This window comes from Pantoea sp. X-Soil-OKNW-556 (assembly GCF_059730695.1).
The window spans coordinates 260567-271963 of sequence record NZ_AP035994.1 but is presented as its reverse complement, the minus strand read 5'-3'; the positions used below and the strand labels follow the sequence as shown (position 1 = coordinate 271963).

The 11397-nt window shown below is 49.6% G+C and carries 10 protein-coding genes and 1 pseudogene; 6 read left to right on the top strand and 5 right to left on the bottom strand.

Annotated features, from left to right (window positions below):
• Positions 1-208 (bottom strand): annotated as a pseudogene (locus AC6I8T_RS27740) (AAA family ATPase); the annotation flags it as partial.
• Between the two features lie 1361 nt (positions 209-1569).
• Positions 1570-2589, bottom strand: coding sequence for a RepB family plasmid replication initiator protein (locus AC6I8T_RS27735; RefSeq protein WP_208727276.1), 1020 nt, complete (start codon positions 2587-2589; stop codon positions 1570-1572).
• A gap of 1045 nt (positions 2590-3634) precedes the next feature.
• Between AC6I8T_RS27735 and AC6I8T_RS27730 the strand changes: the two genes are divergently transcribed.
• From AC6I8T_RS27730 to AC6I8T_RS27720, 3 genes are all read left to right on the top strand, one after another.
• Positions 3635-3844, top strand: a complete 210-nt coding sequence (locus AC6I8T_RS27730; protein ID WP_497834933.1) for a hypothetical protein — start codon at positions 3635-3637, stop codon at positions 3842-3844.
• Between the two features lie 809 nt (positions 3845-4653).
• Complete coding sequence (locus tag AC6I8T_RS27725) at positions 4654-5184, top strand: GNAT family N-acetyltransferase (RefSeq protein WP_208727278.1); 531 nt, start codon at positions 4654-4656, stop codon at positions 5182-5184.
• Positions 5181-5603 carry an ASCH domain-containing protein gene (locus AC6I8T_RS27720; RefSeq protein WP_208727279.1) on the top strand — a complete coding sequence of 141 codons (423 nt, stop codon included), beginning with the start codon at positions 5181-5183 and terminating at the stop codon, positions 5601-5603. The genes AC6I8T_RS27725 and AC6I8T_RS27720 overlap by 4 nt, the downstream gene beginning before the upstream one ends.
• Here the strand turns inward: AC6I8T_RS27720 and AC6I8T_RS27715 are convergent.
• The 3 genes from AC6I8T_RS27715 to AC6I8T_RS27705 form a co-directional block, all read right to left on the bottom strand.
• A complete protein-coding gene (locus AC6I8T_RS27715; protein WP_497834932.1) occupies positions 5595-5912 on the bottom strand; it encodes an ASCH domain-containing protein in 318 nt (105 codons plus the stop codon). The two genes, AC6I8T_RS27720 and AC6I8T_RS27715, sit on opposite strands and share 9 nt — an antisense overlap.
• Positions 5913-5935: 23 nt before the next feature.
• On the bottom strand, positions 5936-6424 hold the full coding sequence (locus AC6I8T_RS27710) for a DinB family protein (protein ID WP_497834931.1): 489 nt from the start codon (positions 6422-6424) through the stop codon (positions 5936-5938).
• Positions 6425-6535: 111 nt separating this feature from the next.
• Positions 6536-7501 (bottom strand): helix-turn-helix domain-containing protein, encoded by a 966-nt coding sequence (locus tag AC6I8T_RS27705; protein WP_208727282.1) that lies wholly within the window; start codon positions 7499-7501, stop codon positions 6536-6538.
• 293 nt (positions 7502-7794) lie between these two features.
• Here AC6I8T_RS27705 and oxdA point away from each other — a divergent pair, with 293 nt between their 5' ends.
• The 3 genes from oxdA to AC6I8T_RS27690 all read left to right on the top strand — a co-directional run bounded on the left by oxdA (position 7795) and on the right by AC6I8T_RS27690 (position 11369).
• Complete coding sequence (oxdA, locus tag AC6I8T_RS27700) at positions 7795-8841, top strand: aliphatic aldoxime dehydratase (RefSeq protein WP_497834930.1); 1047 nt, start codon at positions 7795-7797, stop codon at positions 8839-8841.
• Between the two features lie 33 nt (positions 8842-8874).
• On the top strand, positions 8875-9741 hold the full coding sequence (locus tag AC6I8T_RS27695) for a transporter (protein WP_208727284.1): 867 nt from the start codon (positions 8875-8877) through the stop codon (positions 9739-9741).
• Positions 9742-9854: 113 nt separating this feature from the next.
• Complete coding sequence (locus tag AC6I8T_RS27690; RefSeq protein ID WP_208727352.1) at positions 9855-11369, top strand: amidase; 1515 nt, start codon at positions 9855-9857, stop codon at positions 11367-11369.
• Positions 11370-11397: the final 28 nt, after the last annotated feature.

Genomic DNA, 11397 nt, shown 5'->3' with positions numbered 1-11397 from the left:
GACCGGCGGCTTCCATTTCATCAATGGCCTGCTCAACGGCACGACGGCTGAGTTTCGGCATGTTTGCAACTGAATTTCGGGTAAAGGTTTGATAGTAACGGTCAAGTCCAAATTCATGACGTTTATCGATGATGTCGTCACTCATACTGCGCAGCATAGCGTTCGCCCTGCGGGCAGTTTCGTCCACGCCACCATAGTTACTTTTCATACCATTACTCCATTGGCAAAATTTTTCCTAAGTGTACATGGCATTTTGCTACGTGCAACATTTTTCGTTTTTCAGAAAAAAGTTGTACGCGCCGACAATGCCAGTACATCTCCTGAACAAGAGGTGTGCGTTAAATAGAGGGTTCTGTTCTCAACTATGCCGTGTCACAAGAATCAATTTGTGATCCTGTCACATTGCTGATTAATATTTGCGCATTGGTTTCCAGTTATATGCTCCGTAGAGGTTCAGTGAAACACGGTCAGACGGATTAAAATGAAGAAAATATGAGCTAATCTTTATTGGAAATATATAAAATTCATATGGATACATTAATATTCTACGGCTGGGTCTTCTGGGTATCCCCCAAAAAGGTTATCGGTCATATGCCAAAATGTTCAACGTGACAGGATCACATATCGGATCCAGGCTGCGATCTTTTAAAGCTACACCGCAGTGTTTGCTCAAAGGTTTCCAGTCGTATGCTGAAAATTGGCATTCATACGCTTCTACCCTTTGATAATTCAGCGATCTGGAAAAATGTGACGTGGATCACTCATCAGGATGGAGCGAAAGGTTATCAGTCATATGCAAAATGACTTCTTCTTATTTATCAGTGAACTCACCCACTTTCGATCTTTCAAGGTTTCCAGTCGTATGCAAAAAGTTATCTGTCATATGCCAGAAATCAGCAGTATTGGCGGTCGTATGAAGATCGTTTACGGCCCTTTTCAGATCAATTAGGGTTGGCCGTTATATGCAAAAGGTTTCCCGTCATATGCTCTAAACACGTCGAGGATTCTCTGGCCGTTTGAAGTTTAAACACAATGTACGCAGACAGGGTATTTGCCGGGTTAAAAGGTTATCTGTCGTATGCAAAAAGTTTCCCGTCATATGCCAGTCACTCGGAATGACGCAAATGCATTAACTTCCTGTTTTTTGCCATATGATGCATAAAAGGTTTTCAGTCGTATGCTAAAAGGTTATCTGTCGTATGCTGAAGATACCGCACTTATTGATGCATTGTGGCAACGTGTTATGCTCGTTTTTCCATTAAATATCAGAATATTAGGTTTATTTTTCAGGGTTTCATAACTGGAAGGTTGGCTGTCGTGCGCAGATATTGTATTGATGAAGCATATGGGGGTTTAAAAGTTATCGGTCGTATGCTTATCAGGGTTGATTAAACGGAAAGGTTATCGGTTGTATGCTGTTTTGCGGTTATGTTTGCAGATAACCGCAGTGTGAAAGCGATGGTTTGCACCAGAGGAACGCAATCAGCTCATCCATAACTGGCTGAATGAGCTGATGAAATTAGAAAGGTTAGCCGTGGTATGCTGGCAAAGTTATCACTGAGATGCCACTCACCGGGAATCGAGACTGATCAGGATCTTGGCTATCTCTTCCTCGCTAAAGCCGGAATCTTTCAGCTTACTGATTTTGGCGATCATCGCCTCATCAACGACCTGAGGTTCATCCTCCGTGCTCCTGTCGAGTTTCAACGACTTATCCGGGATAAGATTTGGATTTCGCTTGGTAATGTTGAAATAGACCGACCTGCCCCGCTTGGTTTCGGTGTATTCGAGATAATTGATCTCTTTGAGCTCCTCCAGCGCCTTACGCACAATGTGATTTTGGTAAGCAATGCGCGATTTCAGCCTCAGACGCTCTCTCAGGCGTTTCATTGAGACCGGGGCCGGATTTCTGGGAAGGCTTTCAATAAACGTGTAGAGGGCCTGTGCAGACTCTTTACGGGGCAAATGATCGATAGCCTTGAGACGCAGATAAACTTTGTAATCCATCTGATAGAGGTCAGCCAGCCGATGATCTCCCTCAATTTCGACTTCGTTCTTCACCATGTTGTAATGCGCGCTATTGACCAGGCCGGTAGTCAGAGAACCTGTGTCATTACGGAACTGAATTGTCACACCACGCAGGCGCATCAATGAGTCATCGATACGCTTCTTCATGTCTTTGTTTGAACGTTTTGAGTCGAACCCACAGTTCTGTAAAAACTTGGTGAAAGGGAGTTTTAACTTACCGGCAAAGGTGCCGTTATCGTAGATCGAACGAATGATCCCCAGCCAGACACGGAAATCTGTCGCCATATCAAGGCGTTCAGAGCGGATAGAGATATCTTTATACCCTTCCCGCTTTACGACTTCCAGATGGTAAAGATCCTCGGTAGCATCCACGGTGGACTTAACCGTATTGACGGAGCTCTTAGCCTTCGCGTGATCCGTATTTGGCACGAAAAGCCCCAGCCGCATCAGAGCTACAGGCTGCACCGTTGCAGTTGCCGAAGGATTTAAGTGGACAACTTCGCCCGTTTTCTTATTAACTTCCTCGGTCATGCTATCTAAGTCATTGACTTTCTTAGCCATAAACAGGATCCATTTATCAACAGTTAAATTTGCCACCGCATATGACCGATAACCTTACCAGCATATAAGCGGAAATCAAAGTGCACCTGACAGATAACCCTTTGCATATGACCAGAAACCTTTTGCATACAGGCGGAAACCTTTTGCATATGACTGATAACCCAGACCTTAACGTAACCCAGAGATACCAAGGCCTGTAGCGATCCGGGGATCGTTTTGGCTTTTATAGGATCGATATAAGATCGTATTAAGATCAGATTATTGGATCTACCCTGTGAATAACGTGAATAAGTCGGAATGGATTTCAGCAAGACAGAGGAGGTGGATTCCCGGTAATGCCAAAGGCTATAGCAGGCTTACTGATACCGCGTAACACACTCGACTCATCAATAAACAACCCATAACAATCATATCCCAACATAACTATATAATTAACTATATGATTTAATTCATTAAATTTAAAAAATTTCAATTTGAAATTCCCATTTAATCGGTAAAAAAGAGCTTGAGAGTTGGGGTAACCAATGATGATCTGGCTTTGGTATCCGGTCAGTGACATAAATTGCCGTATCTCAATGAGTAACATTCTGTCATCACCCCTGCTCACTCCCTTTCACCTCTTTGTTATCCTGGAAAGCGCAGCCGTCATGTACATACTAAGTCGCTTTTAAGCAAACAGGAAAATTATGCTGGAGCTGATTGCGAAAACCTTGAAACACGAATTTCAGTAGCGACAGGATGAGAGAAGAACAAAATCGTAAGGTTTTTGGTTCTTTAAAATGACGTCGTTACGTGAAAATTCGGCAGGAAAGACCCCGAAACATTCTCAGAAATGACGTAGCGGCGTCATTAAATTTACATGCATTTGCCATGACTCATTAACTGATTGAATAATCTGCTTTATACAGACGGATAATTCTTTCCCCCTCCCCTCTTCATAGTACGTACCTGGAGCATGGTTGATACATACAACTGAGGCATAACACCTGACGACATAGTCAGCCGCCATTATCCGTTGTCTGCCGCTACTGCCCCGGCAGTTGTCGTGGGCCGCTTCGATCACGACGCGCTGGATCAACTGTGGCAGAAGGACTTCAAGGGGCATTTTGCCTGGAACGGAGGATACAGCCATCTGCTGACCTGCTTGATGACCATTCACGGCCCGGTCATCCGCAGACGCAGGGCAAGCTTGAGCGGCTGCATGAAAGGCTGGGAATATGATGATACAGCTACGTTATGTGGAACATCGATCTGAAAACCAGGTCGATTTGGATGGGTACACAATATTGAAAGGTGTCTGCCATGTCCTCAGTACCTATATTCATCAAACGTTGTCAAATCCGGGAAAAGAGCCAATATTGGCAATTTACGCTATCCTTTCTCATCTGGATGAAATGGAATGACCAGAGTCACTGCGTTGACGCTGTCCTATCCTGGCAGTATCTCCTATGTTCTAATTACTTCTCGGCAAACGTATTGATGTGTCCTTGGACAGGGTAAAATTACCCTACAGAAAATTAAGCATAACTTATTGTTTAATATCGATTATATCGGAAAATTTCAAATTGAAATTCCCTGCATTCGTTCAATGAAACGTGAAGGAAACACCCGACACGGGATGTCCGTGGATGTTTTAAGACTGAATCCGCCGTGCCAATTTTGCGCGTTACCACCCGTCAGATTTTGAGGGCATATCAAATCAACTGATGATGTTAGAATCTATTTTTCTCTTTTCATCACTGCAATTCAGATATGCTACCTCAACTCGCTGTCGCATCCTGTCGCTCAAAGCAATTACCACGCCGCCCTGCTGTCATGCATTGCGTTTACCTGAGGAGAATGGTTCAGACACTTACGGCTGTTCGCAATGTTTGGACCCGATATTAAGGAAACATCTGCGACCTGTCTGGTGACGCGTTATGGTACTAAACCTGGTGGTCAGTAAGTAACCGTCATATCTCTGAGCGTCATGACAAGCGAGCCGGTCAGTTTTATCCACAGGGTTTTGAGTCAGATATGCACCGTGATTGTGGACAACATTTAAAATGTACAGGGATAACAAGGATGCAATGGGAATCAGAAAGGTTGTTATACAGAAGGTCGACTCCTGACGATGTAGGCGATTTGTTCCGTATTTATGGTGACCCCGAAACGCATAGATTTAATCCTCGTGGTCCGTATCCGAATATTGAATATGCGCGCGCTGTGCTGGAGCGTACCCTGCTTGAATATCAGCAATATGGTTTTGGTGACTGGACCATTTTCGCAAAATCGAATCCTGACAGAGTCATTGGATTTGGTGGTGTGTTTGCCAGTCAATTTAATGGAAGTAATACCAACAATCTGGGGTATCGATTTGAGCCTGATGCCTGGGGGAAAGGTTATGCAACGGAGCTTTCCCTGCGCGCCATTCAGTATGGGTTTGAGGAAGTCGGGCTAACGGATATTGTGGGAGTGGTTCGCGAGAATCATCTGGCGTCACGTCGGGTGTTGGAAAAGGTCGGCATGACATTTCTGGAGAAAGTGATGGATCCAGAAGGTTTCGCCCCCAGTCTGATGTTTCGTATTACCAGGGAAGAATGGACGAAATTATGATGGCGTCTGAACAAGTCAAAGCAAAGTATCCGGCGGTCACAGCGTGGTCGTTTGGCGATTCTCCGGAGATGATGGATGAGCTGGCGGCATTGGTGGCGAGTGGAAAAAAAACCGCCACCTGTGGGTCAATGGCTGGATGTGCAGAAGATGAATGCTTTCCGGTAATCGGTGCCTATGCCCTGGTGGAGGATAGTCAGGGGCATGCCGTTTGTGTCATACGCGTTACCGCCGTCCATCTGCTCCGTTTTGAAGATGTCAGCGCAGAACTGGCAGCAAAAGAGGGCGAGGGAGACCTGAGTCTTGCATACTGGCAAACAGAACATCAACGTTTCTTCGAACGCGAAGGGACATTCTCAGCCACGATGGAACTGGTCTTCCAGGAATTCGAGGTTGTTGAGCTGATTACTCATTCAGTCTGATGCGGGGGGAAGATGATGGATGACCGACACTATGGAGTCCATCTCAATCCCCGGATAGTGCTCACGCATACCAGCCAGTAACACATCGTCTGGCCACGCCTGGATTTTGCCAAGATGCTGTGCCACGGAGAAGAGTGGCATGGTCTCCACATGCGTCACCCAGACAATGACCATGTCAGAAACATCCTCGGCATTCACATATAACATCGGGCCAGACGTGATTTCACGTTCCTGCCAGCGGATGGTGTGGCGCTTCTTCCCGGAACGCACTTCAGGGAGCAGTCGGGGAACAATTTTAAGGCTCTGCATTGTTTTGACTCTCCCTTCAGTGATCAGTGGTTATGATCCCGTAGAAATACCGTCATGACATCCTTCGGAGGAACGCCACCGCATTCTGATATCAGCCAGCCCACTGCTCCACGGTGATAGGTACCGTGGAAAAGGACGTGGTTAATCATATCGATGGCCTTCATTTCGCCGTCACCGCCGTCAACAAATCTGAAGTTAATGGTCTCGGCAAAATCTGCGTCGTTCATCGCACTGATATGTTCAATATACCAGTCAGTACAGGCGTTCATATTGGCTGCCAGTTCGTCACATGATGGTGTCTCAGGCGTATTCAGCGCGGTATATCCATGTGACTGGCCGGTGATATTGGCGCGAAAAATCATATCGACCACGTAGATGTGGTTCATCAACCTTAGCATCAGATGGCGCTTCTGGCTGTCAGCAGAAGCGTTGAGAGAGATTATCGACTTCAGGGTGGCCGCATCAGCCCACTTCTTATACTTCAATAACGTGACTACCGTGTTTCTGTCCATGACCTTCCCTTATGGTTTTTATGTATCAGCAGGATACGCGCACGATGACGTTCCTGTTGCGAGAAGAGTTATATATGACAAGTTATTGAAAGGGAACTTATACGGTGGATTTTAACCCTGAATATCCTGACGATGCTGTTTCATCACTGAATGCGGGGTAACGCCGAAGGCTTTGCGAAAAGCATGACTGAAGTGAGAGAAGTCAGAGAAACCGTAATCCATCGCCGCCTGAGACACACTGGCTACTCGCCCCTGTACCAGCGCCTCACGGCTGGCTTCAAGACGTTCCTGCCAGATTATCGCCGCCGGTGTTTTCTGATGCCGGGCAAAGGCGCGAGTCACCGTGCGCACCGAGACATGGTGGGCGAGGGCAATGGTTTCCAGATTCAGAGCTGGATCGGTAAGGTGTCGGCGGATGTAATTTCTGATTTTCGCGTATAAATCACGTTCAACATACTCTTTTTCCGGCGTCTGTAGTTCCAGGCTGAGTACCAGCAGGTCAAGCAGCGTTTGTGAAAAACGCCCGGCCAGATGAGGGTCGCTGAGAATTTCTGGAGATCGCACTGCCTGGTAGATCATCTCACGTAACGGAATGATGCCGGGACGCGCCTCATCCAGCACAGTGGCTGTCATCGCGTCTGCTCCGGGTAGTTTGCCGCACAGTAAATGTCTCGGGATACGAATCAGGTGGTTGTTTTGGCCGCCAATGCTGAAACGAAATGTCTGCGCAGCATCGTAAAGCACCAGGTTAGTTGAGCTGAGGTTAGCCTTTCTTCCCCCCTGTTCCAGTTGACCGTAGCCGTCCTGAAAACAGCCCAGCCATAAGTCATCCTCTGGCCCGGTGCGCAGATGTTTTGCCTTGCGTTCCCAGTAATGCAGGCTGGCACTGAGGGTGCAAATATCAACCAGTCCAACCTCACGTACGCCCAGCTCACCATCAAAGGTTCCCGAGAGGGGTTTACCATCAGAGGGGATGCAGTGGCGCAGAATCACATCATTCCAGTACTCAAAGCGCTGTGGTCCTGCAACCTGTGCGGTGGAATAGCGGACATTATCGGGAGCAAATGTACTGTTCACAATCACACCTCATCGTGGCAATTAATTGTCATAACTCATCATTTCTGACTGAAAGCAATAATTGCGCCATAACTACTCGGTATCTTTTAAATCAGTAGGTTACTGCCAGTTAAAAATGGAGGGTGCGCCAGATTAGGGCAATCCTGCACCATTTCCATCCCACCAGCGAGTGTTTTACCCCCTGTCCAGAACAACCAGGATGTTGTCCACCACAACCAGGTGAGCCGCCGATTTCTCCTTAATATCGATGATGATTTTTCTTAACAACAATAACGCCTCACCAGGGAGTCATTATGGAATCTGCCATCGACACGCATCTTAAATGTCCCCGCACGCTTTCCCGTCGGGTGCACGACGATTATCAACCGCCTTTCCCGATGTTCGCCGGACGAGCCGACGCCAGCCTGACTCAGGTGGTGATGGCCTATCTGGGCGTGCAGTTTCGTGAAGAACAACGTGCAGCAGCCATCAATGCCATGCAGCAGATGGTGCGTAGTTTCAGCCTGCACAACGGGCCCGCTAATCATGACGTGACCTTTCACACCGATAACCAGGGGTTTGGAAACTTTATTGTTGTCGGTTACTGGCGCGATCCGGCGGCATATTGCCGCTGGCTGCATCAGCCAGAGCTAGTCGATTGGTGGTCATCGGATGATCGTCTGCACGAAGGCCTGGGATATTTTCGCGAGATTATTGCCCCGCGCGCGGAGCAATTCGAAACGCTTTACGCGTTTAAAGAGGATCTACCCGGTGTTGGTGCAGTGATGGATAACCTCAGTGGCGAAATCCAGGAACATGGTTATTGGGGTTCCGTACGCGACCGCATTCCGGCGTCCCAGACGGACTGGCTGCAACCGGATGGCGAACTCCGCATTCTTTCCGGCAACCCGGCGGTGGGGGGGAGGGTAGTGGTGCAGGGGCATGACAATATCACCCTTATTCGATCAGGCCAGGACTGGATGGAGGCAGATGAACAGGAGCGAGCGCTGTATTTCACCGAAATGTTGCCACCTCTTCAGGCTGGGATGGATTTTCTGCGTGATGAAGGGCAGGCGCTCGGCTGCTACAGCAATCGTTTTGTGCGCAACGTAGACATCGACGGTAACTTGCTGGATGTTGCCTACGATATTGGTTTCTGGCGCTCACTGGATCGACTTGAGCGCTGGGCGGAATCTCATCCCACCCATCTGCGCATCTTCACCACCTTCTTTCGCGTAGTGACCGGACTGCAAAAACTCCGGCTCTATCACGAAGTATCGGTTTCAGATGCGCGCTTTCAGACGTTTGAGTACATCAACTGCCATCCCTGTACCGGGATGCTGCGTGATGCCGTGCGCTGACCCCCTTTGTACGCCATTTTCCGAGGAATGATTATGCCAGGTTTACGCTTTTGCCTGCTGGGTATGCTGTTGTCTGCGACATCGGCGTTTGCTGTTGAAGTCGCGCCAGGCGATTACAGCCAGTTCCCCGACGGTACCACGGTTGGTCTGTTGTATTATCAACACGCCACCACCGGCTCGGCCCGCTCTCACGGTGACAAAATCAGTTCTGATTACAATGTCACGTCCGATATCGGCATGTTGAGGTTATTGCATACCGTGCAAATCACCGAGACGGCAACGCTTGATCCACAGTTTCTGCTGCCGTTCGGTCGGGTTTTTGGCAGCGGGGATGCCGCTTCACTGGGTTCAGCCAATGGCACCGGTGACCTGATCCTGACGGTTCCGCTCAAAATTCGGCTGAATAGCGGGGGAGACATCTTCGGTTTTGCCCCCTATCTCTATGTCCCAACCGGGAACTATGACCATGACAACGCGCTAAATCTGGGTGAGAACCGCTGGAAGGTGGATTTACAGGCCGCCTGGGTGAAGTTCTTCAGCGAAAAATGGGCGCTGGATATGGTCGGGGACGCCATCTGGTATGGCGACAACAACGATTACGGCGCGGCGTCATCCCGTCTGAAGCAGGACAACTCGTGGGCTGCGCAGATTATGGGGCGCTATATCCCTGATCCGACGCTTTCGCTGGGCCTTGGTTTCGGGCAGACCTGGGGTGGTGAAACCCGTATCGACGGCGTAGAGCAGGACAACCAGAGCCAGACCACCAACGTCCGACTGACGGCCACCAAGTTTGTCACGCCACGCGATCAGTTCCAGATCCAGTTGGGCAGGGATCTGCGCGTCGAAAATGGCGCGGCAGAGGATTTCCGCCTGAATCTGCGCTACGCCCGTGTGTTCTGAGGTTGTCCTTCCTGACCAGGAGTTTGTCCGTCTCAACCATGTGAACAAACAACAACCACGTTATGTTCGGGTCAGGGTTAACACCGTTAATGATTTAAATCAGGGAAAAAATGATGGCTATTGAACGTCCGGATGCAGCGCAGCTGCATCACCTTGCCAGCCAGCTCCATCTGCAACTCAGTGATGAAGAAGCGGCTGAATATCTGGCGCTTATGCAACCCAATCTGGATGCCTATGACCTTATCGATGAGCTGTCAGATGAGATGCCGCCCGTTAATTATCCGCGGCAGCAGGGCTACCGTCCGGCCGGAGAGGAAAATGCACTGAATGCCTGGTATTACAAAAGTGAAGTCAAAGGGGCAACTGAAGGGCGACTGATCGGCAAAACCGTGGCCCTCAAGGACAACATTGCCCTCGCCGGAGTACCGATGATGAACGGTGCGACGTCGCTGGAAGGGCATGTCCCCCTGTTTGATGCCACAGTGGTGACCCGTCTGCTGGATGCCGGCGCCACCATCCTGGGCAAAGCCACCTGTGAACATTTTTGTCTGTCGGGTGGCAGCCATACCTCCGATCCTGCTCCGGTGCAGAATCCCTGGCGACAGGGCTACAGCGCGGGAGGCTCCTCGTCAGGCAGTGCAGCGCTGGTCGCGGCTGGCGAGGTGGATATGGCAATTGGTTGCGATCAGGGGGGATCGATCCGCATTCCCTCCGCATTTTGCGGCACCTATGGCATGAAACCCACCCACGGGCTGGTGCCTTATACCGGCATCATGCCGATTGAAGCCACCATTGATCATGCTGGTCCTATCACCGCGACGGTGGCGGATAACGCTCTGATGCTGGAAGTGATGGCCGGTCCGGATGGCCTCGATCCCCGACAATATATGTCACGCGGTGGCAACTATAGCGCGGCACTCGGCAAGGGGGTCAAAGGGTTGAAAATTGGCATCCTCACCGAAGGATTCCAGTTGCCCAATCTACAGCCTGATGTGGCCCTTAAGGTGCGTAATGCCGTGGCCAAACTGGAAAACCTGGGTGCCGTGGTTGGCGAAATCTCGGTGCCGGGTCATCGGCTTGCCGCCGCCTTATGGTCACCAATTGGCTGCGAAGGGCTGACTATGCAGATGATGCACGGCAATGGCATGGGTTTTAACTGGGAAGGGCAGTATGACGTTGCTCTGCTCGACAAACATGCCGCCTGGCGCGACCACGCTGACTCGCTCTCTCCTTCACTCAAAATTTGCATGCTGATAGGCCAGTACGGACTGTCGCGTTACCACGGCCGGTTTTATGCCAAAGCACAGAACATCGCCCGGCGTGCGCGTGCTGATTATGACCGTGCCCTGGGTGATTTTGATCTGCTGGTGATGCCGACGGTACCGATCACCGCACAACCCCTGCCCGAACCTGATTGCTCCATCACTGAATACATTTCTCGCGCCTTCGAGATGATTGGCAATACCGCTGCGCTGGATGTCACCGGCCATCCGGCGATGTCGGTTCCCTGTGGAATAGTGGACGGACTGCCAGTTGGCATGATGTTGGTAGGTCGCCACTACGCGGAAAGCACGATTTATCAGGCCGCTGCTGCATTTGAAGCCAGCGGGGACTGGAAACAGCTGTAAGCAATTAACCCACTGTCATTACGGAGAA